The sequence below is a fragment of the Sphingomonas sp. 3-13AW genome, from assembly GCF_049311085.1.
GTDB lineage: Bacteria > Pseudomonadota > Alphaproteobacteria > Sphingomonadales > Sphingomonadaceae > Sphingomonas.
The window spans coordinates 24,717-49,338 of the sequence record NZ_JASNVZ010000004.1 but is presented as its reverse complement, the minus strand read 5'-3'; the positions used below and the strand labels follow the sequence as shown (position 1 = coordinate 49,338).

The following is a 24,622-nucleotide window of genomic DNA, read 5'->3' as shown; positions in this document are numbered from 1 at the left end:
GACAGGGGGATGCCGGGGCGCCGCGTGCGGCAGCCCCGGCGCAGGATCAGATGACGCGCTCGATCTCGAGCTTCTTGATCTCGGCGATCGCCTTGGCGGGGTTGAGGCCTTTGGGGCACACATTCGCGCAGTTCATGATCGTGTGGCAGCGATAGAGGCGGAACGGATCCTCGAGCTCATCGAGTCGCTCGCCCGTCATCTCGTCGCGGCTGTCGGCGAGCCAGCGATAGGCCTGGAGCAGGATCGCCGGGCCCAGGAACTTGTCGCTGTTCCACCAGTAGCTCGGGCACGAGGTCGAGCAGCAGGCGCACAGGATGCACTCGTAGAGGCCGTCGAGCTTGGCGCGATCCTCCGGCGACTGCAGGCGCTCCTTGCCCGACGGAGTCGGGGTGACGGTCTGCAGCCACGGCTTGATCGAGCTGTACTGCGCGTAGAAGTGCGTGAAATCGGGGACCAGGTCCTTGATCACGTCCATGTGCGGCAGCGGCGTGATCCGCACCTCGCCCTTCACGTCCTCGATCGCGGTGGTGCAGGCGAGGCCGTTGCGGCCGTCGATGTTCATCGCGCACGAGCCGCAGATGCCTTCGCGGCACGAACGGCGGAAGGTGAGCGAGGGGTCCTGCTCGCTCTTCATCTTGATCAGCGCGTCGAGCACCATCGGGCCGCACTCGTCGAGGTCGATCTCGAACTTGTCGTAGCGCGGGTTTTCGCCGGTGTCCGGATCGTAGCGGTAGACCTTGAACTTCTTGACGCGCTTGGCGCCTTCAGCGGCCTTGTGCTCACGGGACGGGCCAGTGATCTTGCTGTTCTTTGGCAGGGAAAATTCGGCCATTGCGCGGATTCCGTCAGCTCTGGATGCGGTGGGGCGACGCGGACGCGCCCCGGGGCGAGTTGAGGTTCCGATACATGACCCCTGCCGCTGTCGCAAACGGCAAGCGCGCTTTTCTGCGGAGCGCGCGTGCCAAGGGCGGCCCGATCAGATCACGTCCAGCACCAGCCGGCGGCGTTTGGCCTCTTCCGCCTCGATATACCAGTTGGATGGCGCCTTTTCGACCAGCTCCTCGAACGGCACGTCCGAGCCGGCGACGAGGTCGCGGAACCCCTCTTCCTCGATCTGGATCGAGTGCTCGATCTCGTGCAGCTTGGCTTTCAGCGTGTAGCTGAGCGTCTTGAGGGGGCCGGAGAGCTCCACCGAGCTCGACATCAGCCGCTCGTGAATCATCAGCCGGGTGCCCTTGGTCAGGAAGCGCTTGTCGACGGGGAAGGCGGCCATGAAGGTCGCACCGGCCGAATAGACGGCGACCTTTCCCAGAAAGAGCAGTTCGCGGCCGCTGTACTCGCGCATGAGCCGGACGTCGTCGCCCATGGCGCGCGCAACCTCCGGATCGCCGCCAAGCGTGGAGATGGAGATCACCAGCGAGCCTTCGGCGGGGGCGTCGGCCATCTGCTGGCGGAAGGCCGCGTACATGGAATGGTCGACCGTCCCCGCGAGGTGGACGTGCGGGGCGGCGAGGAGGGGATAGCGGTTGGCATCAGTCATGCCGCGCAAACCGTGCCGGCAAGCGATGGTTCCGCTGAAGAATGGCACCTGTCCAAAGAAAAGGGGCGGACGTTGCCGTCCACCCCCAAAGCTTTCCAGTAGCGGCGTGATCAGTACACGCGCTTCTTCGGCTTGATATAGTCGATGTCGTCGGTGAGCGTGTACTCGTGCACCGGGCGATAATCGATCGCGGTGCTGCCGCCCTTGCCGCCCCAGCCATCGAATGTCGCAATCGTGTGCTTCATCCAATTGGCGTCGTCGCGCTCGGGGAAATCCTCGTGCATATGGGCGCCGCGGCTTTCCTTGCGGTTGATCGCGCCACGGATCGTCACAAGCGCCTGGCCGGCCAGGTTGTCGAGCTCCAGCGTCTCGACCAGGTCGGTGTTCCAGATCAGCGAACGATCGGTGATGCCGATGTCCTGCATGCCGGCATAGACACCTTCCATCTTGGTGATGCCCTCGGCCATCAGCTCCTCGGTGCGGAACACGGCGCAGTGGCGCTGCATCGTCTTCTGCATGTCGAGGCGCAGCTGCGCGGTCGGGGTTCCGCCCTTGGCATTGCGGAAGTGGTCGAGACGGCCGAGCGCCATCTCTTCCGAACCCTTGGGCAGCGGGTTGTGGTTGGTGCCCGGCTTCACCGTTTCCTTGATGCGCAGGCCGGTTGCACGGCCGAATACCACCAGGTCGATCAGCGAGTTGGAGCCGAGGCGGTTCGCGCCGTGGACCGACACGCAGGCTGCCTCACCGACGGCGAACAGGCCCGGGACGACCGCGTCGGGGTTCCCGTCGCGGACGTGGACGACCTCGCCGTGGAAGTTCGTCGGAATGCCGCCCATGTTGTAGTGGACGGTCGGAACGACGGGCAGCGGTTGGCGAGTCAGGTCGACGCCGGCAAAGATCTTGCCGGTCTCGGTGATGCCGGGAAGCCGCTCTGCCAGCACCTTGGGATCGATGTGATCGAGGTGCAGGTAGATGTGGTCGCCTTCCTTGCCGACGCCACGACCCTCGCGGATCTCCATCGCCATCGAACGGGACACGACGTCGCGCGACGCCAGATCCTTGGCCGACGGGGCATAGCGCTCCATGAAGCGCTCCCCTGCCGAGTTGGTGAGGTAGCCGCCTTCGCCGCGCGCACCCTCGGTGATGAGGACGCCGGCACCGTAGATGCCGGTCGGGTGGAACTGGACGAACTCCATGTCCTGCAGCGGGAGGCCCGCGCGCAGCACCATGGCGTTGCCGTCACCCGTGCAGGTGTGGGCCGAGGTCGCCGAGAAATAGCAGCGACCATAGCCGCCCGTCGCCAGCACGGTGGCATGGCTGCGGAAACGGTGGATGGAGCCGTCCTCCATGCACAGCGCGATCACGCCGCGGCACTGGCCGTTCTCCATGATCAGATCGAGCGCAAAATACTCGATGAAGAAGTCGGCGTCGTACTTCAGGCTCTGCTGGTAGAGCGTGTGCAGCATGGCATGGCCGGTACGGTCCGCCGCCGCGCAGGTGCGCTGTGCGGGCGGGCCTTCGCCCATGTTCTGCATCATGCCGCCGAACGGGCGCTGGTAGATCTTGCCTTCCTGCGTACGGCTGAACGGCACGCCGGCGTGCTCCAGCTCGTACACGGCGGCCGGAGCCTCGCGGCACAGATACTCGATCGCGTCCTGGTCGCCGAGCCAGTCGGAACCCTTGACGGTGTCGTACATGTGCCAGGTCCAGTGGTCCGGGCCCATGTTGCCGAGGCTGGCGGCGATGCCGCCCTGCGCCGCGACCGTGTGGCTGCGAGTCGGGAAAACCTTGGTGATGCAGGCGGTGCGAAGCCCCGACTCGGCGATTCCCATGGTCGCACGGAGGCCGGAGCCGCCGGCGCCGACCACCACCGCGTCATAGGTGTGGTCGATGATCTTGTAGGCTTGAGACATCAGGCGGGCGTCCCCGTGAGAGCGATGCGCACGATCGAGAAGAGCGCGAGGCCGGCCCCGAGTGCTACGAGCAGGTTGAGCACGACCAGAAGGACCACGCGGGTCTCGTCATGCTGGTAATCCTCGATCACGACCTGGAGGCCCAGGCGTGCGTGATAGAGGGTGCTGCCGATCAGCAGCAGCATCGGCACTGCCGCCCAGGCCGAGCTCAGCCAGGTGGTCACGCTGGCGAAGTCATAGGCCGGCAGCTGTGCCAGCGAGAAGAAGAGCCACAGCAGCAGCAGCAGGTTCGATCCTGCGGTCAGGCGCTGGTGCCACCAGTGATGCGCACCGTGCTTCGCGGATCCAAGGCCGCGGACGCGGCCGACGCTCGTACCGTTACCCATCAGTGCTTCCCCACCAGCAGCCAGGCCCAGAAGGCCACCGTCGCAAGCGACGAAACAACGAAGGTCAGCATCGCGCTCATCTTGGCCTTGCGCAGCTCGTAGCCGGCGCCGACGTCGAGGACGAGGTGGCGTACGCCGCTCGCCATGTGCTGGAACACGGTGAAGGTGAGGCCGATGCCGAACACATAGCCGACCACGTTGAGAGCGCCGCTGTCGACCGTGAACACGTCAACGAAGCGAGCATAGCTCTTCTCGCCCCCTGCGATCGAGGCGAGGAACCAGATCAGCAGGCCAAGGCCTACCGAATTGGCGACGCCGGTCGCGCGGTGGACAATCGAGACCAGCATGTGCGGGCCCCAGCGCCAGATGCCGAGGTGCGGCGACAATGGGCGCGCATAGGGTTTGGAAGCCAAGTCAGTTCCTTTCGCGAACCGCGCCTATCTACCCCCGGGGCGGTGTGATGCAAGACGCAAGAGCCCGGGGATGCCGACGTAAACGATCCGACAGCGAATATCGTGGTGCGCCAGTTGTGTACGGCAACTTGCGTCCGCGCCAAAGCGCCGATGTGGATCCGGCCCCGTGCGCGGGTGCTGGCGCGGCCGCGGAGGAGGCTCTATCGCCGTGCCATGACGCATATCCTCCTTACCGGCAGCTCGCGCGGGATCGGCGCCGCGATCGCCACTGCGCTCGACGCACCGGGGCTCCGCGTGGCCGGCCACGGTACGCAGAGCGGCATTCGGGCCGACTTCTCCGATCCTGCGGCACCCGCGCGGCTTTGGGAACAGGCGCTCGACGCCCTCGACGGGCAGGTCGATGTGCTGGTCAACAACGCCGGCGTGTTCGAGGCGACGCCGCTCGACCTTCCCCATGACGAATGGGTTGGCGGGTGGGAGCGCACTATGCGCATCAACCTGACGGCCGCGGCGGAACTATGCCGCCTGGCGGTGCGCCACTGGCAGGCGCGCGGCACCGGCGGGCGGATCATCAACATCGCCAGCCGCGCCGCCTATCGCGGCGACAGCCCGGCGCACTGGCATTATGCCGCCGCCAAGGCGGGCATGGTGGCAATGACCAAGACGATCGCGCGCGGTTATGCCGCCGAGGGGATCCTTGCCTTTGCGATCTGTCCCGGCTTCACCATGACGGGGATGGCCGACGACTATCTGGAGAGCCGGGGCGGCGACAAGCTGCTGGCCGACATCCCGCTGGGCCGAGTCGCGATGCCCGAGGAAGTGGCGACCGCGGCGCGGTTCCTGGCGCTGGAGGCGCCCGCCTCGATGACCGGTGCCGTGCTCGACATCAACGGCGCGAGCTACGTGCGCTGACCTGTGTTCGGCACCTGCCCGCGGGGCGGGTGCCCGTGATTATCAAGGACTCCCGATGCCTAGCTGGAAGCTGACCCTGCCGTGCACCCGCGCCGAGGCGGAGGCGATCGACGCCTCCGAGGACCTCGGACTCGAGACCGCGCCGGTGCTGATGACGACCGAAGATGTCGAGGACGATGCCGAGCGCTGGCACCTCGACGCCTATTTCGAGGAAGAGCCGAGCGATGCGGCGATTGCCGCGGTGCAGGCACTGGTGCCCAGCGCACGCGGCCGCGCGCCGGCGATCGAGCAGCTCGACGACGAAGACTGGGTCACGATGAGCCAGGCCGGGCTGGCGCCGCTGCATGTCGGGCGCTTCTACGTTCACACCTCTGCGCAGGATGCGCCGCCGCCCGAGGGCGCGCGGGTGTTCCGCATCGAGGCGGGGCGCGCGTTCGGAACCGGGCATCACGAGACCACCAGCGGTTGCCTCGCGATGCTCGACGGGCTGGCGGGGCGCCGGTTCGAGGACGTGATCGATATCGGCACCGGCACCGGCCTGCTCGCCTTTGCGGCGCGCGAGCTCTGGCCCGAGGCGCGCGTGCTGGCGACGGACATCGACCCGGTCGCGATCGACGTGACGCGCGAGAATGCCGAGGTGAATGATGTTCCGGGCGTCGACCTGGTGGTTGCCGATGGCGCGCTTGCCGATGCGATCACCGATCGCGCGCCTTATGATTTGCTGATCGCCAACATCCTGGCCGGGCCGCTGGTGTCGATGGCGCCCGAAGTGGCGGCGATCGCCGCGCCGGAGGCGACGGTGGTGCTGGCGGGGCTGCTCGGGCGACAGGCGGCGGAAGTCATCGGCGCCTATGCCGCGTGCGGCTGCACGCTGGAGGCGCGCGACGATCGCGGCGACTGGACGATCCTGCGGCTGCGTGCCGGGGCGGAACGCTATGTCCCGACCGCGCCGATCGACCCCGCCGGCCGCAACGGCTGGGCGCTGGACATCTGACCGCGGTCGGTCCCGCCTTGCGGCAGTCCGGCCGCTGGTTGCTGCTCTTGCTGGCGGCGCTGGGGGCGTTGGTCTTCGCCTATGGCGCGGCGGGCCTGGTCGGGGGTGCCTTTGCGCTCAACCGCGGCTGGACGCCTCCGTCAGAAGGGGTGCGGATCTATGTAGAGGACAATGGCATCCACACCAGCATCGTCGTGCCGGTGGCGGCGGAGGGCGTGGACTGGCGCGACCTTGTGCGGCCGGAGGACCTGCGCGATCCGCGCTTTGCGGCGCACAGCCACCTGTCGATCGGCTGGGGCGACCGCGGCTTCTATGTCGGTACGCCGACCTGGGCTGAGCTGAAGCCAGGGACGGTGCTGCGCGCGGCGGTCGGGAGCGACGACACCGTGCTCCACATCGGCCATCTCGGCGAACCGGCGGTCCAGGCGGGCGTACGGGCCATCCTGCTGCGGCCGGCAGAATATCAGCGGCTGGCCGACTTCATCCGGTCCAGCTTCGCGATCGGTGCGGATGGCCGGGCCGGCAGCGTGCCGGGATACGGTCGGTCGGACGCATTCTACGCCGCCCGGGGCCGCTATACCGCGCTTCGAACCTGCAACAGCTGGACGGGCGAAGCACTCCGCCACGCAGGCGTGCGAATGGGCGCCTGGACGCCGTTTTCCGCAACCGTGATGGAGTGGCTGAAGTGAGCGACCTGCCGGGACCGATCGCACCGGCGCGCGATCAATAGGGCTGGTCGCGCTGGATGAGTTCGGCGTCCTTGCGCGCCCGCTTCTCCTCTTCGCGTGCGCGCTTTTCTTCCTTGCGGCGCTGGCGTTCTTCCTCGGCCTGCTGCTTGCGCAGCTTGCGGCCGGCGTTGCGGTCGGCCTCGTCCTGGCTGGTCGTGGTCCAGTCGACGACCTGGGACCCGACCCGCACCGGCGCGGTCGCGACGTCCCACGCAGTCTTGGCAACGCAGCCACCCGCGAGCAGCGGCACCAGGGCAAGCAACAGGAAGCGCGGGGACGAACGCATGCAACAGCTCCTCATGGCGCCGCGGCGCGGCCAGGGAGGTATAGGGGAAGAACGCGCGGGCCGCACGCGCGAAGCTCAGCCGGCGGCGCGGGCCTTTGCGACGGCGGCGGACAGCCCCTCATAGCCCACGGCGCCGCTCAACATCTGGTTGCCGACCACCCAGGTAGGCGTGCCGGTGACGCCGAGCTGCCCGGCCTGGCCGATGTTGCGGGCGAGTTCCTGTGCGACCGCATCCGACGCGGCGACCGTGCGGGCGCGCCCGACGTCGAGCCCGGCCTTGGCCGCGGCCCGCGCGATCGCGGCCTCGTCCAGGCCGCTCTCCTCGTAGAGGGCGGCGTGGAACGGGCGGAACTTGCCCTGTTCGGCGGCGGCCAGCGCCCATTCGGCGGCCGTGCGGCTATCGGGGCTCAGGATCGGCAGTTCCCGATAGACGATGCGGACGTTCGGGTCGTCGGCGAGCAGCTTGTCGATCGCAGGGAGGCTCGCGCGGCAATAGCCGCACGCATAGTCCATATAGGCGACCAGCGTGACGTCCCCCTTCGGGTTGCCGGCCCAGGCCCCGGCAAAGGGCTTCTCGATGCCGCTGCGGTTGGCAGCGACGACCTTGCCGACCTCTCGCTCCTGCAGTTTCTGCATGGCCTCCGGCAGGATTTCCGGATGAGAAAGCACATAATCGCGCACGATCGCTTCCGTGCGGGCACGGTCGTTGCCCGGCAGGTACGGCTGGAGCAGGGCGAAGGCGGCAGCACCGAGCAAGGCAGCGAGCAACAGCGCGCCAAAGGCGAGCAGGGAATTACGGGGCATGGAGGTCCTTAGCGTTCGGTCAGGCGGCGACGGCGGTTGCCCTTGCGCTCGTCGAGCAGGTTCTGGGAGATCATCTGGATATCCTGCGCGCGCAGCCGCTCGGTGCTCCCCTCGGGCAGGCCCGCAACCGCGGCGCGGGCGCTGGCGAGGGCCATCTGGGGCTCCCCGATCAGGCTGGCGCGCTCGGCCATGGCCAGCGCCACATGGGGCTGGTCGCCCTTGCGCTCGTAGATGGTGGCAAGCTGGGTCCAGGCGAACGGATTCTGGCGATCCCGCGCGACCGCCTGGCGCAGCACCTTTTCCGCCTCGGCCAGGTTGTTCGGATCCTCGGTGGCGATCAGCGCATGACCGAAGGTCGCGGCGATCAACGGCTGGTAATCGGTGCGCTCGGTCGCTTCGCGCAGCGGCGCCAGCGCTTCCGCGGGCTTTCCGGATTCGAGCAGGATCTGCCCTTGCAGTTCCAGGAAATAGGGATCGTGCGGCGCTGCTTTCACCAGAGCCGCCGTTTCCTGCTGCGCCTGATCGGGATAGCCGGTCAGGTGATAGGCATAGGCCCGAGCGTAGTGGGCGGGCACGCTGTTGTCGCTGGGCGGATAGCGGCGCAGCGTTTCCTTGGGATCGTTGACATAGCCGCGCAGCTTGGCCTGCACCCGCAGGAAGCGCTCCTGCAGCCTGGGATCGAGCGGCTTGCCCCAGGCGGGCTGCGCCTGGAGATCGGCGGTCAGCGCGCTGATGCGCTCGCCGCTAAGCGGGTGGGTGCGGTTGTAGCTGTTCTCCTGCGGGATCGCGAGGCGGTACTCCATGTTCTGGAGCTTCTTGAAGAACGACAGCATGCCCGCGCCACTGACCCCGGCGGTGCCGAGGTAGCGCGCGCCGGCGGCGTCTGCAGAGGTTTCCTGCGAGCGGCTGAAGGCGAGATAGTTGCCGAGTGCGGCCTGCTGGCCGGCGGCGAGGATGCCGGCGCCGGCTTCGCCCGCGCCTGCGGCGACCGCGGCGATGCCGAGCACGAGGCTGAGGATCGAAATGCTGGTGGCAGGGCCCGCGCCGCGGCCCGCGAGCGCGACATGGCCGCCGATGATGTGGCCAACCTCGTGCGCGATGACGCCCTGCACTTCGTTGGCGGTGTCGGCCTCGTCGATCAGGCCGGAGTGGAGATAGACGGTCTGACCACCGGCAACGAACGCGTTGACGCTGGGATCGTTGAGCAGGACGACGCTGAAATTCTTGGGATCAAGACCGGCGGCGACCGCGATCGGGCGCGCCATGTCCGCGAGCAGCGACTCGGTTTCCGCGTCGCGCAGCATCGATTGGGCGGCGGCCGGCTGCGCGCAGAGGAGGAGCGCGGTGGCGAGGCCTGCGAGAATGCGCTTCATGCCGGTCCTTATCGGCGATGCCGGCGCGAGGTTCAACGCGGGCGTGTCGCTGCTGCCGGTGTACGGCTGAACCGATGGTGAAGCGAGCCCCTCCCGCCATGGACGGGAGGGGCTGCATCGGTCAGGCGCCGAAGGTGCGCTGCCACCAGCCGCGACGCGGCGTGGTGCCTTCGTTCGCCGCGGACGAAGCGTCGCCCTCGGCAGATTCGGCGCCAGTGTCGGCGTCGGTCGCCGTTTCCGGCTGGGCGGCAGGCTCAGGCGCTGCCTCGGCCGCAGGCGCTGCTGCCTCCGGGGCGGTCTCGGCCGCAGGCTCCGCGGCCTTGCGACGGCGGGGGCGCTTGGGCTTGGGCGCTGCTTCCTCGGCCGGAGCCGGGGCCGCTGCCTCGACGGCTGCGGGGGCTTCTGCCTCCGCGGCCGGCTCGGCTGCCTTGCGGCGGCGCGTGCGCTTGGGCTTGGGCGCTTCCTCGGCGGCGGGAGCCTCAGCCTCGGGGGCTGGGGCCTCGATCACCGGAGCGGGAGCTGCCTCCACCGCTGCTGCCTCGGCAGCGCGTGCCGACGGGCGGCGACGCGTGCGCTTGGGCTTGGCGGGTGCCTCGTCCGCAACCGCTGCTTCCGCTGCGGGCGCTTCGGCGACAGGCTCGACCGGGGCTTCGACCGGAGCCGGTGCCGGCGCGGCCTCTACCGGTGCTGCCTCGGCGGGGGCGCTGGCCTCGACCGGAGCCTCGTCCTGCGCATCCGCCTCGACATCGCTCACTGCTGCCGGTGCGTCGCTGCGGCGACCGCCACGACGGCCGCGGCGACGACGGCGACGGCCTTCGCTCGGCGCTTCGCTGTCGGCTGCAGGAACGGCGTCGGCCTCGTCGAGTGCCTCGACGTCGACGCTGTCCGCATCCTCGTCGATGTCATCGGCGTGGACGCCCTCGTCCTCGGCCCCTTCGGCTTCCGGATTGCCCGACGCATCCTCGCGATTGCGGCCGCGGCGGCCACGGCGGCGGCGGCGACGCTTGCGGCCTTCGCCCTCGTCCTCGTCGCGGCGACGCTGCGGCTGCTCCTCGCGGGCCTCCGCTGCCTCCTCGACTTCCTCGAGCTCCTCTTCTTCCTCGATGTCGTCGTAGAACTCGTCTTCGGGAAGCTCGAGCAACGGCGCGATCTTGGGCGGGTAGGCAGGCGGAGGACCGGCGGCCTCGACCATCATGCGCGCACCCTCGAGCGTGCCGTCGGCCGCAACCTCGACAGTCACGCCATACCGGTCCTCGATCTCTGCGATGTCGGCACGCTTCTTGTTGAGGACGTAGAAGGCCGCTTCCTGGCTGCAGCGCAGCAGCAGTTCGGAGCCGCGGCCGCGGGCGGCCTCGTCCTCGATCATGCGCAGCGCCGACAGGCCTGCCGACGACGCGGTGCGGACCAGGCCCGAACCTTCGCAATGCGGGCAGGTGCGGGTCGATGCCTCAAGCACCCCGGTGCGCAGGCGCTGGCGGCTCATCTCCATCAGGCCAAAGGCGGAGATGCGGCCGACCTGGATGCGGGCGCGATCGTTCTTGAGCGCCTCCTTCATCGCCTTCTCGACCTTCCGGACGTTCGATCCGTGGTCCATGTCGATGAAGTCGATGACGACCAGCCCGGCCATGTCGCGCAGGCGCAGTTGGCGGGCGATTTCCTGGGCGGCTTCGAGGTTGGTCGCGGTCGCCGTCTGCTCGATATTATGCTCGCGCGTCGAACGGCCGGAGTTGATGTCGATCGACACCAGCGCCTCGGTCGGGTTGATGACCAGATAGCCGCCCGACTTCAGCTGGACGACCGGGTTGTACATCGCGGCAAGCTGATCCTCGACGCCGGCACGCTGGAACAGCGGCACGGCATCGGCATATTGCTTCACCTTGCGCGCATGGCTCGGCATCAGGAGCTTCATGAACTCGCGGGCCTGACGATAGCCGTCCTCGCCCTCGACGATCACTTCCTCGATGTCGCGGTTGTAGATGTCGCGGATCGCACGCTTCAGAAGATCGCTGTCGCCATAGACCAGCGCGGGTGCGGTGGAGTGCAGCGTCTGCTCACGAATGCCGTCCCAGACGCGGGCGAGATAGTCGAAGTCGCGCTTGATCTCTGTCTTGGTACGCTGGAGCCCGGCGGTGCGCACGATGCAACCCATCGAGGGCGGCAGCTGCAGCTCGGCCATGATCGACTTCAGGCGCTTGCGATCGGCGGACGAGCTGATCTTGCGGCTGATGCCACCACCGTGAGCGGTGTTGGGCATGAGCACGCAATAGCGGCCGGCGAGCGACAGATAGGTTGTCAGCGCCGCACCCTTGTTGCCGCGCTCTTCCTTGACGACCTGAACCAGCAGCACCTGACGGCGGCGGATCACGTCCTGGATCTTGTAGCGGCGGCGCAGGTTCATGCGACGCTGGCGCAGGGCATCTACGGCCGCATCGTCACCACCGCCGCGCTTGCGCTTGCGGTTCGATGGCGCGCGTGCGGCCTGGTCGTCGCCGGCCTCTTCGTCATGGTCGTGATCGTGATCGTGGTCGTGCTCGTCTTCGTCCTGCTCCAGCACGTCGACGTCATCGTCCGCGTTCAGCGCGATCGCGTCGTCGTCGTAACCGTCGTCGTCCTCGTCCTCGTCATCCTCCTGCGCGCGCAGGGCTGCTTCCTCGGCGGCGTGTTCCGCCTCTTCGCGCAGCAGCGCCTCGCGATCCTCCTTGGGGATCTGGTAATAGTCCGGGTGGATTTCGGAGAAGGCCAGGAAGCCGTGGCGATTGCCGCCATATTCGACAAACGCGGCCTGCAGCGACGGCTCAACGCGCGTCACCTTGGCGAGATAGATATTACCCTTGAGCTGCTTGCGCTCAGCGGATTCGAAGTCGAACTCCTCGATCCGGTTTCCCTTGACGACGGCGACCCGGGTTTCCTCCCGGTGGCGTGCGTCGATCAGCATACGCGTGGTCATTGTAAAGTCTCCGGGCGCGGCGGGCGGCCTTTAGCCGGTGCGGCGCGCCATGGGCCGCACCGCCGGGCGGATCGGGATCCGCGGCGGTGCTGCATGTGTCGGTGAATGCTTCTGCTGCACGGGCACGGCCGGACCGGTGGTCCGGGCCAAGCGTCGCCAACCAGCGTCCGCCAATCGCGGCGGTGCTGCTGAGTCGGGACGGAACATGCCTCATGCGAGCGTCAACCTGGTTTCCCGCTAGTCGGCGCAGATGCGGCGACCGGGTGAGAGAGCGCCGGTCGTCGGGGACGACTATCGGCGTATTTTGGTGCGTAGCATTGCCGCTGGCACGCGGCAACAGCGCGCTGGTGCTACCATTCATCGCGCCGTGACTTGTCCTGTGCGACAGGCTTAGGAAGACTTTAACCTGATGGTTTCACGATCAAGGGCAGCGGGATAACCCCCGAACGACAACTGACTGCACCAGATGACGAGTGGGTTTATGATTTCACGCCGGGTTCCTAGCCGACCCCTGTTCGGCACCGCCGCGCTAGCCGCCGCGGCGCTCACGCTGGTGGCGCAGCCGATTGCAGCCACCGCGGCCGCGCCGGCCGAAGGGGGAGGCGACGCCTCGTACCGGAACCGCATGGCGGTGCCGCCCGCACGCCGGGCCGGACGCCTGCCGCGGATCGACGGCGTGGCCGGGCGGCCGCTGGTGGTGATCGATGCCGGTCACGGCGGGCATGATCCGGGCGCGCTGGCGTCCTGGGACGGCGGCCTGCGCGAGAAGGACCTGACCCTGAGGCTCGCGCGCGAGATCCGCGACAAGCTGCTCGAATCGGGGCGCGTGCGGGTGGCAATGACGCGGGATCGCGACGAGTTCCTGATCCTGCAGGAGCGATATGGCATCGCCCGTCGGCTCGGCGCCGACCTGTTCATCTCGGTGCATTGCGACAGTGCCGAGAACCAGGGCGCATCGGGCGCGTCGATCTACACGCTTTCCGAAGTCGCGTCGGACCGGGAAGCGGCTCGGCTGGCGGCGCGCGAGAACAAGGCGGACATCCTGGCCGGCGTCGACCTGGCGGATGCGTCGGCCGATATCTCGTCGATCCTGATCGACCTCACCCAGCGCGAGACGATGAACGCGTCGGCCGGGTTCGCGCGGCTGCTCGGCCGCGAGGCCAAGCCGCTGGTGCCGCTCAAGCCCAATTACCACCGGATGGCGTCGCTGATGGTGCTGAAGGCGCCGGACATGCCGTCAATCCTGTTCGAGACCGGCTATATCTCGAACGAAGAGGACGCCAAGCGGCTCAATTCGGACAGCGGCAGGCGTGCCATTGCAGAGAGTGTACGGCGCGCGGTGGAGGTGCATTTCGCCCGTCAGCTCGCCTCGCGCTGACGGCCGGGACGGTCGACTCGGCTGGTGGGCCGCAGCCAAGCTGCTGGCACCACGGTTCAAACCTGCTACATCGCGCGGCCGATGAGTGCCGCTTTCGACCCCGTGACCGCCCGCGACCCCAGCCCAGAGGGTTGGCGCGACCGTTTCCGCCGGATTCGGCGCCGCTGGTGGTTCCGCCTGCTTGCGTGGGCGGCACTGCTCGCGGGGCTGGGCATGGTGGTGATCTGGTTCCTCCTGATCCGGACCCTGCCGTCGGTCGAGGCGCTGCGCACCTATGAGCCGCCGCTGCCGACCAACGTCCGCGGCATCGATGGCACCCCGATCCACAGCTATGCGCGCGAGCGCCGCGTGGAACTGTCCTATGCGGAATATCCGCCGCTGCTGGTCCGCGCCTTCCTGGCCGCCGAAGACCGCACCTTCTTCGAGCACCACGGCGTCGATTATCCCGGTGTCGCGAACGCGGTCCTGACCAACCTGCGCAACGACGGGCGGCCGATCGGCGCCTCGACCATCACCCAGCAGGTCGCCAAGAACCTGCTGCTGAGCAACGAGGTGAGCTACGTCCGCAAGGCGAAGGAAGCCTTTCTCGCCTATCGTATCGAGGGGGTGCTGACCAAGGAGCAGATCCTCGAGCTCTACCTCAACCAGATCGCGCTCGGCCGGAATGCCTTTGGTGTCGAGGCGGCGAGCCATGCCTATTTCGACAAGAACCTGGATGAGTTGTCGCTGGCGCAGATGGCCTATCTGGCGATCCTGCCCAAGGGCCCGTCCAACTATACGCCCGAGCGCGGCTATGACCGCGCGATCGCGCGCCGCAACTGGGTGCTGGGGGAGATGCTGCGCAACCGCTTCATCACCCAGGCGCAGTACGACGGCGCGGTGGCGCAGCCGCTCGGCACCACGCCCCGGCAGACTCCGCGGTTCGAGCGGGTGGGCGGCTATTTCATCGAGGAAGTGCGCCGCCAGTTGCTCGGCCGCCTGGGCGAGAACGAGAAGGACGGGCCGCACAGCGTCTATGCCGGCGGCCTCTGGGTGCGCACGTCGCTCGATCCGCGGCTGCAGGAATATGCGCAGGATGCGCTTCGCCGCGGGTTGATCCGGTACGATTCGGGGCGCGGCTGGTCGGGCCCGATCCGCCAGGTCGAGATCGACGGCGACCGCTGGCGCCAGGCGCTGCTGAACACCAACATCGGACTGGACTATAGCGACTGGCGCGCAGGCATCGTGGTGTCGCGCGACGGCAGTTCCGCGCAGATCGGCTTTGCCGACGGCAGCACCGGGACCTTGCCGCGGTCTGCCGCGCAGATGCCGGTGCGCGGGACTGGCGGCGCAGCGTTCAACGCGCTGAAGGCCGGCGATATCATCGCGGTCGCACCGGAGGGCGGCAATTTCGGGCTACGCTCCATCCCGCGCGTGTCGGGCGGCATGGTCGTCCAGGAACCCCGCACCGGGCGTATCCTGGCGATGCAGGGCGGCTTCGACTCGCGGCTGCAGGCGTTCAATCGCGCCACCCAGGCGAAGCGCCAGCCGGGATCGACGATCAAGCCGCTCGTCTATGCGGCGGCTCTCGAGAAGGGGATGACCCCGGCCACCATCATCGCCGATGCGCCCTATTGCGTCGATCAGGGCGGGCGGCTGGGCACCAAGTGCTTCCGCAACTTCTCCGGCTCCTATGCGGGGCCGCACACCATGCGCTGGGGCATCGAGCAGTCGCGTAACCTGATGACGGTGCGTGCGGCCGCGGCGACGGGCATGAAGAACGTCAACGACCTCATCCAGCGGCTGGGCGTGAGCGAGGGGCTCTACCCGCCCTATCTTTCCTATGCCCTGGGCGCCGGCGAGACGACGGTCGCGCGGATGGTCAACGCCTATTCGATCCTGGTGAACCACGGCCGCGCGCTGTCGCCGAGCGTGATCGATTTCGTGCAGGATCGCCATGGCAAGGTGATCTGGCCGCAGAACTGGCGGGCGTGCGACGGCTGCAATGCGCGCGACTGGGACGGCAAGGCGATGCCGCGGCCGGTGGTGCGGACGCGCCAGCTGATCGATCCGTTGTCGGCATATCAGATGGTCCACATCGCCGAAGGCGTGGTTCAGCGCGGCACGGCGGTCACGCTGCGCGACCTCGACCGGCCGATGATGGGCAAGACCGGCACCAACAACGGCCCGACTGACGTGTGGTTCGTGGGCGGCACGCCGCAGATGATCGGCGGGCTCTACATCGGCTATGACACGCCCCGGAACCTGGGAGGCTATGCCCAGGGCGGGACGCTGGCGGCGCCGATCTTCAAGGCGTTCGCGGTCAAGGCGTTCGAGGGGATGGACAAGCTGCCGTTCACGGCACCGGCCGGCATCCGCATGGTGCGGGTCGATCGGGCGAGCGGCAAGCCGGTGTACGGCGCCTGGCCGACGAGCGATCCCAAGGCGTCGGTGATCTGGGAGGCGTTCAAGCCGGAGAGCGAACCGCGTCGCCGTGCGCGCCGGTCCCGTGAAGAGGAAGCGGCTGCGCCCGTGCAGAAGGCGGCGCCGCAGGCGACCTCCGCACCGCGCGACAGCGATTTCTTGCAAAGAGAGGGCGGCATTTACTAGGGCAGGGGATGACCATCCTGCCCGAACCGGCAGTCGCTTTCTGACGATGTATTGAGCGCCGCCGTTGCGGCCCGAGATTTCCGGGGTTTTCCGGGATCTCGAAAGTGGAGAGATTTCGATGCGCGCTGAAGCGCAAGCCCTAGTGGACAAGATCAACGACGCACTGGCGCTGCTGCGCCGCTTCCTCGACTGGGACCGCGCCTTGCGCCGCCTGGACGAGCTGAACGCGCGCGTCGAGGATCAGAGCCTGTGGAACGACCCCAAGGCCGCGCAGGAAGTGATGCGCGAGCGGCGGCGGCTGGACGAGGCGATCTCCGCCACCCGCGCGATCGAGAGCGAACTGTCCGACACGGTCGAGCTGATCGAGATGGCCGATGCCGAGGGCGACGCCGAGATGGCGGACGAGGGCACGCAGAGCCTGGCCCAGCTGGCCGAGCGGGCCGAGGTCGACAAGGTGAAGGCGCTGCTGTCCGGCGAAGCCGACGCCAACGACACCTATATCGAGATCAACTCGGGTGCGGGCGGCACGGAGAGCCAGGACTGGGCGGGCATGCTGCTGCGCATGTACACCCGCTGGGCCGAGCGTCGCGGCATGAAGGTGGAACTGGTCGACTATCACGCCGGCGAGCAGGCGGGCATCAAGTCGGCCACGCTGCTGGTGAAGGGCGAAAACGCCTATGGCTATGCCAAGACCGAAAGCGGCGTGCACCGGCTGGTGCGGATCAGCCCCTATGACAGCGCGGCACGGCGCCATACGAGCTTTTCGAGCGTGTGGGTCTATCCGGTGATCGACGACAACATCGACATCGAGATCAACGAGAGCGAGCTGCGCATCGATACCTATCGCGCATCGGGCGCGGGCGGCCAGCACATCAACACGACCGACTCGGCCGTGCGTATCACCCACTTGCCGACCGGCATCGTGGTGCAGTGCCAGAACCAGCGTTCGCAGCACAAGAACAAGGCAGAGGCCTTCAACCAGCTGCGCGCGCGCCTGTACGAGCGGGAACTCGCCGAGCGCGAGGCGGTGGCGAACGCGCAGAACGCGACCAAGACCGACATCGGCTGGGGCCACCAGATCCGCTCCTATGTCCTCCAGCCCTATCAGCTGGTGAAGGATCTGCGGACCGGCGTCACCTCCACCGCGCCGGGCGACGTGCTCGATGGTGCGCTCGACCCGTTCATGGCGGCGGCGCTGTCGCAGCGGGTGACCGGTGAGACGGTCGAGGTGGAGGACGTCGACTGATCGTGCGGCGGCTCTTGCCTGAACTGCGCATGCGGCGTCTGGCGGGAGCCACCGCGGCAACGGCGGGGCTCGTCCTGCTGCTGGGCGCATGTGATGCCACCGAACCCAAGCTGCCCGAGCGCACGTCCGAGGCGAAGCCGTCGGATTTCCCCGCCGCCGACCGCCCGGTCGCGACCATCGTGTCCTCACGCTGGTCGACCGAGGAAGCGCGCGACCGGCTGAACGAGGCCGAGGAAGTCATGGACGGCGCCGGCATCGCCAAGGGCATGACGGTCGCCGACATCGGTGCGGGCGAGGGCTATTACACGATCCGCCTGACCCAGCGCGTCGGCCCCGAGGGTCGCGTGCTCGCCGAGGATATCGTGCCCGAGGTGCGCGACGCCCTGGCGCAGCGTGTCGCGCGCGAGCGGCTCGACAATGTCAGCGTGCGGCTGGGCAAGGCCGATGACCCGCGCCTGCCGGAGGCGAGCTTCGACCGGGTGCTGATGGTGCACATGTACCATGAGATCGCCGCGCCCTATGCCTTCCTGTGGCACCTGCGGCCGTCGCTGCGCCCCGGCGGGCTGGTGGTGGTGGTGGATGCGAACCGCGCGACCCAGAACCATGGGACGCCGCCAGCCCTGTTGCGCTGCGAGTTCGAGGCGGTGGGCTATCAGCAGGTGTCGATGCTGCCGATGCCGTCGGCAGGCGGGTACCTCGCGACGTTCCAGGCGGTCGGACCGCGGCCGGAACCGAGCGCAATCCGGCCGTGCCGGTTGAACACGTCCGGCCCCAAGGCGCCTGCCACTCCGGCTCCTGCGCGGGCAACCGCCGACTAGCGCTTTCGTTGGGCGTCCGCAGCGGCTACCTCCGCTGCATGCAGCAATATCTCGACCTGATGCAGCGCGCGCTCGACCACGGCGCGGAGACGATGGACCGGACCGGCGTCGGCACGCGCAGCGTGTTCGGCCACCAGATGCGCTTCGACCTGGCCGCCGGCTTTCCGGTGCTCACCACCAAGAAGCTGCACCTGCGCTCGATCATCGTGGAGCTGCTGTGGTTCTTGCGGGGCGACACCAACGTGCGCTGGCTCCAGGACCGCAAGGTCAGCATCTGGAACGAATGGGCGGATGAGGCGGGCGAACTGGGCCCCGTCTATGGCAAGCAGTGGCGGGACTGGGAGACGGCGGACGGCCGCCACATCGACCAGATCGCAGAGCTGATCGCGACGCTGAAGGCCAATCCCGCGTCACGGCGCATGGTGGTTTCCGCCTGGAACCCCGGCGACCTGCCCGCGATGGCGCTGGCGCCGTGCCATTGCCTGTTCCAGTGCCATGTCGCGAACGGCAAGCTGTCGCTACAGCTCTACCAGCGCTCAGCCGACATCTTCCTGGGGGTGCCGTTCAACATCGCGAGCTATGCGCTGCTGACCCACATCCTGGCCGACCAGTGCGGCCTGGAAGTCGGCGAGTTCGTGTGGACGGGGGGCGACTGCCACCTGTACCTCAACCACCTGGACCAGGCGCGCGAACAGCTGTCGCGCACGCCCACGGCGCTGCCGCGGCTGGAGATCCTGCGTCGTCCCGACAGCATCGACGGCTATGCGCTGGAGGATTTCGTGCTGCACGACTATGTCGCCCAGCCGCACATCAAGGCGGCGGTGGCGGTTTGATCGTCTTTCACCTGGCGCGCGCCGACAACGGCGTCATCGGGCGCGACGGCAAACTGCCCTGGCACCTGCCGGCCGACCTCCGCCGCTTCAAGGCGGGCACCATGGGCAAGCCGATGGTGATGGGGCGCAAGACCTTTGAAAGCTTTCCGAGTCCGCTCCCCGGTCGGCGGCACATCGTGCTGACGCGCGACCGCAGCTGGAGTGCGCCCGGTGCGGAGGTCGTGCACGATCCCGAGGCCGCACTGGCGCTTGCCGGCAGCGGCGAAGTGGCGGTGATCGGCGGGGCCGAGGTGTTCACGCTGTTCCTGCCGCGGGCCGAGCGCATCGAACTCACCGAGGTCCACGCCGCACCCGAAGGGGACGCGGTGGTGCCGGTGTTCGCGGGCTGGCGGGAAGCAGCACGGGAGCACTTTCCCGCGGAGGGCGAGCGGCCGGCCTACAGCTTCGTCACGCTGGTGCGGGACTAGGCGCTCGGCCGGGCGGCGTGTGCATGGTTTGCGCGGGGCCCAGCTTTCCCTATAGCGCGGCTCATGGAACGGCTGGACGGCAGCTCGGCGGTCCCCGCGGGGTTGCGTGGCGGGATCGTCGCGCTCGGTAACTTCGATGGCTTTCACCTTGGACACCAGGAAGTGGTGCGCCGCGCGGTAACGCGCGCCCATGCGGAGGGGCGGCCCGCGATCATCGCGACGTTCGACCCGCACCCGATCCGCCATTTCCGTCCCGATGCGGCGCCGTTCCGGCTGACCACCCTCGACCAGCGCGAGCGGCTGTTCGCCGAAGCGGGTGCGGACGCGATGCTGGTGTTCCGCTTTGACGGCGATCTCGCCAGCCTGTCGGCTGCAGCCTTTGTGGAAGAGCGGCTGCGCGGCCTTTCCGGGATCGGCGGAGTCGTGACGGGTGCCGACTTTACCTTTGGCAAGGGCCGCGACGGCAATGTCGCGGTGCTGGCGGCGCTGGGCGCAACGCACGGCTTTTCGGTGGATACCGTGGCGCCTGTGGAGGACGCAGGCGGGCCGGTCTCCTCCAGCCGCATCCGTACGCTGTTGCAAGGGGGGCGCCCGGCGGAAGCGGCGGCGCTGCTGACGCGGCCATTCGCGATTGAGGGCGTGGTGGAGCCGGGCGCCCGGCTGGGGCGGGAGCTTGGCTATCCGACGGCCAACCTGAACCTCGGCACGTACCTGCGGCCCGCCTATGGCATCTATGCGGTGCGGGGGCGGCTGGAAGACGGGCGGGTCCTGGACGGCGTTGCCAACCTGGGCATCCGGCCGATGATTGAGCCGCCGCTGGAACTGCTTGAGCCCTATTTCTTCGACTTTTCCGGCGACCTGTATGGCCGCCGGATCGAAGTCGCGCTCATCGACTATCTGCGGCCGGAATGGCGGTTTGACGATCTGGACGCGCTGAAGGCGCAGATCGCGCGCGACTGCGAGGATGCGCGGGCCGCCCTGGCGAAGAAGTAGCGGTCAGTTCCCGGCGGTGCCGCCGGGCGAGCCGCCGCTGTCCTGTCCTCAGGCGGCGCGGCGCATTTCCAGGCGGCCCCAGATCTCGACCAGCGCATCGGTCAGTTCGCGCATCATCGCCTCGTCATGGGCGGGGCCGGGGGTGAAGCGCAGCCGCTCGGTGCCGCGCGGCACCGTCGGGAAATTGATCGGCTGCACATAGACGCCGTATTCGGCGAGCAGCACGTCGCTGACCCGCTTGGCCTTTACGGGGTCGCCGACCATCAGCGGCACGATGTGGGTGCTGGATTCCAGCACCGGCAGCCCGGCCTCCTTGAACATCGCCTTGAGCTTGGCGGCGGCGGCCTGCTGCCCCTCGCGCTCGATGGACGACGCCTTCAGGTGGCGCACGCTCGCGAGCGCGCCGGCGACCAGCACCGGGGAGAGCGAGGTGGTGAAGATGAAGCCAGGGGCGTAGCTGCGGATCACGTCGATGATCGTACGATCGGCTGCGATATAGCCGCCCATCACGCCGAACGCCTTGCCGAGCGTGCCCTCGATGATGTTGAGGCGGTCGGCGACGCCGTCCCGCTCCGAAATGCCGCCGCCGCGCGCGCCGTACATGCCGACGGCATGGACTTCGTCGAGATAGGTGAGGGCGTTATACTTTTCGGCGAGGTCGCAGATCTCCGCAATCGGCGCGATGTCGGCGTCCATCGAATAGACGCTTTCGAACGCGATCAGCTTTGGCGCCTGCGGATCGGCCTCGGCGAGCAGTTCCTCGAGATGGGCGAGGTCGTTGTGGCGGAAGACGCGCTTCTCGCACCCCGAGTTGCGGATGCCGGCAATCATCGAGGCGTGGTTGAGCTCATCGGAAAAGATGATGCAGCCCGGCAGAACCTTGGCGAGGGTCGCAAGCGTCGCCTCATTGGAGACGTAGCCGCTGGTGAACAGCAGTGCGCCTTCCTTGCCGTGGAGGTCGGCGAGTTCGCTCTCGAGGTCGACGTGGTAATGGGTGTTGCCGCCGATGTTGCGGGTGCCGCCGGAGCCGGCGCCGACGTCGTGCAGCGCCTCTTCCATCGCGGCGATCACCTTGGGGTGCTGCCCCATCGCCAGATAATCGTTGGAGCACCAGACCGTGATCGGCTTGGGCCCGTTATGCCCGGCAAAGCAGCGCGCGTTCGGGAACATGCCCTTGTTGCGCAGGATGTCGATGAACACCCGGTAGCGCCCCTCGGCATGAAGCCTGTCGATGGCCTGGTTGAAAACGCGGCTATAATCGACCGCGCGAACAGTTGCGTCGCTGGACATGGCGGGTGACATACCGTGCACACCCCTGCTTTTCCACAAGGAAAGGTCCGTAAGGTTCCCGACCGCGCCGGGAATCACAGAGTTTTGATCTGGATCAGACCGTAGCCGACGAGTGCGGGGCTGAGCGACTCGGTGTCGACGCCGGGGCCGGTGAACACCGCTTCCCCCGGCACCGGCGAATCGGGCCACTCGGCGCCGTCCAGGAGATAGGCGACGCGGCGGGCGATCCCCTCCCCACCATCGACGAAGCGGATCGGACGGCCGGCGGCTTCGGCAAGGCGATCCGAAACCAGTGGAAAGTGGGTGCAGGCGTTGACGATCACGTCGATGCGGTCGCCGTCCGGCTGGTCGAGCAGGCCGGAAAGCACCGCGCGGTAGGCCTCGCTCGGGGCTTCCTCCCCGCGCAGTCGCGCTTCGGCCAGCGCGACGAGCGCCGCCGAACCGTGCCGCAGCACCCGGCAATCGGCCGCAAACCGCTCCGCGAGATCGTCGACATAGGGCTGGCGCACGGTGGCGTCCGTACCGAGCACGCCGATCACGCGCGTCCGGCTGCGCTCGGCAGCGGGCTTGATGGCAGGAACGGTGCCCACCACCGGCAGGTCGAGCGCGGCACGAACCGCGGGCAGGGCGATGGTGGAGGCGGTATTGCAGGCGATCACGATCAGCCGCGGGCGGTAGCGTTCTGCCAGGCGACCGAGGAGCGCAGGCACGCGCGCGGCGATCTCCGCCTCGCTGCGTGTGCCATAGGGATAGCCAGCCGAATCGGCCGCGTAGACGATCGGCGCATTCGGCAGCAGACGCCGGGTCGGCGCGAGCACGGAGAGGCCGCCTACACCGGAATCGAAGAACAGGATCGGACGGCTGTCAGGCATCGGCTTCCTTGTGGCGGGGAGGCGGCGTTCCCGCTTTGATCGTCGTTGTTGCGCCTCGATACCGAAAGGCTTAGCCTGTGGGCAATCGGGGATTGAGAGCTATTTTGCCAAGTGACTTCACATTGGGGCCGGCCGTCGGCGCATTGCTGCTAGGCTACGCCCTTGGCTCGATCCCGTTCGGGCTGCTGCTCGCGCGCTGGTTCGGCGCGGGCGATCTGCGCGCGATCGGATCGGGAAATATCGGCGCGACCAACGTGCTGCGTACCGGCCGCAAGGGGCTGGCCGCGGCGACGCTGCTGCTCGACGCGGCCAAGGGCTGCCTTGCCGTGCTCCTCGCCGAATGGCTGTTCCCGGGCTACGGGTTGCTGGCGGCGGCCACCGCGTTCCTGGGCCACTGCTTTCCCGTCTGGCTGGGCTTTCGCGGCGGCAAGGGCGTGGCGACGATGATGGGGGTCGTGCTGGCCCTCCACTGGCCCAGCGCACTGGTGTTCGCGGTGGTGTGGCTGGGTCTGCTGGCGCTCCTGCGCATATCCTCGGTGGCGGGAATGACCGCCTGCATCTCCGCGCCGGTGAGTGCCGCCTTCTTCGGGCGTTTCGACCTGGTGCTGCTCTTGCTGGGGCTGGCGGCGGTGGCGCTGTGGAACCACCGCGAGAATCTGGGCCGCTTGCTCGAGGGTACCGAGCCGCGCATCGGCAGCCGCACGGGTGGCTGACGCCGACCCGCGGGTCGATCGGCTGCGGCTGATTCGCTCCGCGAACGTCGGTCCCGTCAGCTATCGTCAGCTGGTCGCGCGGTTCGGCAGCGCTGCCGCCGCACTTGAAGCGCTACCGCAGCTGGCAGCGCGCGGCGGCGGACGGGCGCCGGTGATCGCGGCGGAAGAGGGCGTGCGACGCGAGATCGCGCGAACGGAGCGGCTGGGCGCCCGTTACCTGTTCCTAGAGGATTCCGAGTATCCGCCGCTCCTTGCCCAGATCGAGAACGCACCGCCCGCGCTGATCCTGCGTGGCGAGTCGGCGTTGATGTTGCGGCCGTGCGTAGCGATGGTCGGCGCGCGCAACGCGTCCGCCGCGGCCTGTCGTTTCGCCCGCCAATTGGCGGAAGCGCTGGCGGCGGAGGGGATTACCGTCGTCTCCGGCCTGGCGCGCGGGATCGACACGGCGGCGCACATCGGTGCCCTGGCAGGTGGTACCGTCGGGGTGATCGCGAGCGGGATCGACATCGCCTTCCCGCCCGAGAACGCCGAATTGCAGGAGGCGGTTGCGACTCGCGGGCTCCTGGTGGCCGAGCAGCCGCCGGGGACCGAGCCGCGCGCCCGACATTTTCCCTATCGCAATCGCATCATCGCCGGACTGTCGCAGGGGACGGTGGTGGTGGAGGCGGCGCCCAAGTCCGGCTCGCTGATCACGGCGCGCTTGGCCGCCGAGGCCGGGCGGGAGGTGATGGCGGTGCCGGGCAGCCCGCTCGATCCGCGCGCCCAGGGCTGCAACCTGCTGATCCGCGAGGGCGCGACGCTCATCCAGTCGGCTGCCGATGTGGCAGAGATGCTGCGCCCCATCGATCCACGGAACCTGCGATCGCCGGGCAGCCGCTATGACGCGCAACCGGCCCTGGAGGACGCGGGCGAGGCGGAGCGGCGGGTGGTTTCCGACCTGCTGAGCCCTGCGCCGGTTCCGGTCGATGAAGTGATCCGCCAGTCGGGCTTGCCGGCCGCCGTCGTGCAGACCGTGCTGCTGGAGCTGGAACTCGCCGGGCGCCTGGAGCGGCATGCGGGGGCGCGCGTCAGCGTCGGCGAGGCGGCTGCCGGCTAGCCCTCCACCACAAGATGCAGTGGCTGCAACC

23 protein-coding genes are annotated in these 24,622 nt (G+C 68.3%); 12 read left to right on the top strand and 11 right to left on the bottom strand.

The features are described from left to right. Nucleotides 1-46 precede the first annotated feature (46 nt). The 5 genes from QP045_RS06675 to sdhC all read right to left on the bottom strand — a co-directional run bounded on the left by QP045_RS06675 (nt 47) and on the right by sdhC (nt 4,252). Nucleotides 47-832 (bottom strand): succinate dehydrogenase iron-sulfur subunit, encoded by a 786-nt coding sequence (locus tag QP045_RS06675; protein ID WP_422514194.1) that lies wholly within the window; start codon nt 830-832, stop codon nt 47-49. Nucleotides 833-976: 144 nt separating this feature from the next. Beyond that, nucleotides 977-1,540: a peptidase S14 gene (locus QP045_RS06670; protein ID WP_422514193.1), complete on the bottom strand. Its 564-nt coding sequence runs from the start codon at nt 1,538-1,540 to the stop codon at nt 977-979. 110 nt (nt 1,541-1,650) lie between these two features. Next, a complete protein-coding gene (gene sdhA / locus QP045_RS06665) occupies nt 1,651-3,453 on the bottom strand; it encodes a succinate dehydrogenase flavoprotein subunit (protein ID WP_422514192.1) in 1,803 nt (600 codons plus the stop codon). Further along, nucleotides 3,453-3,839, bottom strand: coding sequence for a succinate dehydrogenase, hydrophobic membrane anchor protein (gene sdhD / locus QP045_RS06660; protein WP_422514191.1), 387 nt, complete (start codon nt 3,837-3,839; stop codon nt 3,453-3,455). Before sdhD ends, sdhA begins: the two co-directional genes overlap by 1 nt. Further along, entirely contained in the window at nt 3,839-4,252 is a 414-nt protein-coding gene (gene sdhC / locus QP045_RS06655; protein WP_422514190.1) for a succinate dehydrogenase, cytochrome b556 subunit, read from the bottom strand. Before sdhC ends, sdhD begins: the two co-directional genes overlap by 1 nt. A 213-nt stretch (nt 4,253-4,465) precedes the next feature. Here sdhC and QP045_RS06650 point away from each other — a divergent pair, with 213 nt between their 5' ends. Genes QP045_RS06650 through QP045_RS06640 form a run of 3 tightly spaced genes read left to right on the top strand, consistent with a single transcriptional unit; the run spans nt 4,466 to nt 6,847 of the window. Continuing rightward, nucleotides 4,466-5,164 carry an SDR family NAD(P)-dependent oxidoreductase gene (locus tag QP045_RS06650; protein ID WP_422514189.1) on the top strand — a complete coding sequence of 233 codons (699 nt, stop codon included), beginning with the start codon at nt 4,466-4,468 and terminating at the stop codon, nt 5,162-5,164. A 55-nt stretch (nt 5,165-5,219) separates the two neighbouring features. Continuing rightward, nucleotides 5,220-6,158 carry a 50S ribosomal protein L11 methyltransferase gene (locus QP045_RS06645; protein WP_422514188.1) on the top strand — a complete coding sequence of 313 codons (939 nt, stop codon included), beginning with the start codon at nt 5,220-5,222 and terminating at the stop codon, nt 6,156-6,158. Between the two features lie 38 nt (nt 6,159-6,196). Beyond that, nucleotides 6,197-6,847 (top strand): TIGR02117 family protein, encoded by a 651-nt coding sequence (locus QP045_RS06640; RefSeq protein ID WP_422514187.1) that lies wholly within the window; start codon nt 6,197-6,199, stop codon nt 6,845-6,847. 34 nt (nt 6,848-6,881) lie between these two features. Here the strand turns inward: QP045_RS06640 and QP045_RS06635 are convergent, their stop codons facing one another. From QP045_RS06635 to QP045_RS06620, 4 genes are all read right to left on the bottom strand, one after another. Next, nucleotides 6,882-7,172: a hypothetical protein gene (locus tag QP045_RS06635; protein ID WP_422514186.1), complete on the bottom strand. Its 291-nt coding sequence runs from the start codon at nt 7,170-7,172 to the stop codon at nt 6,882-6,884. A gap of 75 nt (nt 7,173-7,247) precedes the next feature. Continuing rightward, a complete protein-coding gene (locus QP045_RS06630) occupies nt 7,248-7,976 on the bottom strand; it encodes a DsbA family protein (protein WP_422514185.1) in 729 nt (242 codons plus the stop codon). Nucleotides 7,977-7,984: 8 nt separating this feature from the next. Further along, on the bottom strand, nt 7,985-9,349 hold the full coding sequence (locus tag QP045_RS06625; protein WP_422514184.1) for a M48 family metalloprotease: 1,365 nt from the start codon (nt 9,347-9,349) through the stop codon (nt 7,985-7,987). 121 nt (nt 9,350-9,470) lie between these two features. Continuing rightward, a complete protein-coding gene (locus QP045_RS06620) occupies nt 9,471-12,296 on the bottom strand; it encodes an Rne/Rng family ribonuclease (protein ID WP_422514183.1) in 2,826 nt (941 codons plus the stop codon). Nucleotides 12,297-12,777: 481 nt separating this feature from the next. Between QP045_RS06620 and QP045_RS06615 the strand changes: the two genes are divergently transcribed. The 7 genes from QP045_RS06615 to QP045_RS06585 all read left to right on the top strand — a co-directional run bounded on the left by QP045_RS06615 (nt 12,778) and on the right by QP045_RS06585 (nt 20,620). Continuing rightward, on the top strand, nt 12,778-13,674 hold the full coding sequence (locus QP045_RS06615) for an N-acetylmuramoyl-L-alanine amidase family protein (RefSeq protein ID WP_422514182.1): 897 nt from the start codon (nt 12,778-12,780) through the stop codon (nt 13,672-13,674). 81 nt (nt 13,675-13,755) lie between these two features. Then, on the top strand, nt 13,756-16,263 hold the full coding sequence (locus QP045_RS06610) for a penicillin-binding protein 1A (protein WP_422514181.1): 2,508 nt from the start codon (nt 13,756-13,758) through the stop codon (nt 16,261-16,263). Nucleotides 16,264-16,381: 118 nt separating this feature from the next. After that, nucleotides 16,382-17,509, top strand: a complete 1,128-nt coding sequence (gene prfB / locus QP045_RS06605) for a peptide chain release factor 2 (RefSeq protein WP_422514180.1) — start codon at nt 16,382-16,384, stop codon at nt 17,507-17,509. Between the two features lie 29 nt (nt 17,510-17,538). Continuing rightward, nucleotides 17,539-18,327 (top strand): class I SAM-dependent methyltransferase, encoded by a 789-nt coding sequence (locus QP045_RS06600; RefSeq protein WP_422514179.1) that lies wholly within the window; start codon nt 17,539-17,541, stop codon nt 18,325-18,327. A 38-nt stretch (nt 18,328-18,365) separates the two neighbouring features. Beyond that, nucleotides 18,366-19,160 (top strand): thymidylate synthase, encoded by a 795-nt coding sequence (locus QP045_RS06595; RefSeq protein WP_422514178.1) that lies wholly within the window; start codon nt 18,366-18,368, stop codon nt 19,158-19,160. Continuing rightward, on the top strand, nt 19,157-19,627 hold the full coding sequence (locus tag QP045_RS06590; protein ID WP_422514177.1) for a dihydrofolate reductase: 471 nt from the start codon (nt 19,157-19,159) through the stop codon (nt 19,625-19,627). The genes QP045_RS06595 and QP045_RS06590 overlap by 4 nt, the downstream gene beginning before the upstream one ends. 63 nt (nt 19,628-19,690) lie before the next feature. Further along, nucleotides 19,691-20,620: a bifunctional riboflavin kinase/FAD synthetase gene (locus tag QP045_RS06585; protein WP_422514176.1), complete on the top strand. Its 930-nt coding sequence runs from the start codon at nt 19,691-19,693 to the stop codon at nt 20,618-20,620. Nucleotides 20,621-20,668: 48 nt separating this feature from the next. On the opposite strand, the gene hemA is transcribed toward QP045_RS06585, so the two are convergent. Together hemA and murI are read right to left on the bottom strand one after the other, a co-directional pair. Next, the gene (gene hemA, locus QP045_RS06580) at nt 20,669-21,910 is read right to left on the bottom strand and encodes a 5-aminolevulinate synthase (RefSeq protein ID WP_422514175.1); all 1,242 of its coding nucleotides are present in this window, start codon (nt 21,908-21,910) and stop codon (nt 20,669-20,671) included. A 74-nt stretch (nt 21,911-21,984) separates the two neighbouring features. Beyond that, entirely contained in the window at nt 21,985-22,782 is a 798-nt protein-coding gene (gene murI / locus QP045_RS06575) for a glutamate racemase (RefSeq protein ID WP_422514174.1), read from the bottom strand. 143 nt (nt 22,783-22,925) lie between these two features. Between murI and plsY the strand changes: the two genes are divergently transcribed. Both plsY and dprA read left to right on the top strand, forming a co-directional pair. Then, nucleotides 22,926-23,495, top strand: a complete 570-nt coding sequence (plsY, locus tag QP045_RS06570) for a glycerol-3-phosphate 1-O-acyltransferase PlsY (RefSeq protein WP_422514173.1) — start codon at nt 22,926-22,928, stop codon at nt 23,493-23,495. Beyond that, on the top strand, nt 23,488-24,591 hold the full coding sequence (gene dprA / locus QP045_RS06565) for a DNA-processing protein DprA (RefSeq protein WP_422514172.1): 1,104 nt from the start codon (nt 23,488-23,490) through the stop codon (nt 24,589-24,591). The genes plsY and dprA overlap by 8 nt, the downstream gene beginning before the upstream one ends. The last annotated feature ends 31 nt before the right edge of the window (nt 24,592-24,622 follow it).